The 475-nt window shown below is 44.8% G+C and carries 1 protein-coding gene; it reads right to left on the bottom strand.

The window, feature by feature from the left end:
• A partial coding sequence (locus A3763_RS24365) for a HAMP domain-containing sensor histidine kinase (protein ID WP_197483097.1) occupies nt 1-475 on the bottom strand: 475 nt, incomplete at both ends.

A 475-nucleotide genomic window follows, 5' to 3' on the forward strand; every position in this document is an offset into this window, starting at 1 on the left:
GAGACTCCTTCACCCTGATCGATTACTTCGATATAGGCTTGGCCATCCTTTGTGGTTTTGGATAGCAATATAAATAACTGTGCGCTGCAATCTGACTTTAAGCCATGCCTAAGCCCATTGTCGATCAGGTTGATAAACACTTGCTCCATTTGGCTTGGGTCAAAGCGTGCTGTTGCGTCTTTGTCTGCAAGTATAATATTAATTCTGTCTGATGAGTGCAGGTGCCCTTTATATTCGCCGACGATTTTATCAATCCAGTTGGCCAAGGTGATGTCTTCAACTTCTGGCTCTGTTCGACGACTAAGTTGCAGAGTGTTTTCAATGATCTGATTTACACGCTTTGAGTGACGCTGGATGATATCCGTCATCTTATGGTCTGCCGGGTCAAGGTTTTCAGACTCAGCCAGGAGTTGTGTTGCGTGGCTAATTGCTCCTAATGGGTTTCTAACTTCATGCGCTATACTTGCGGTTAAGC

Source organism: Oleiphilus sp. HI0128, from assembly GCF_001635365.1.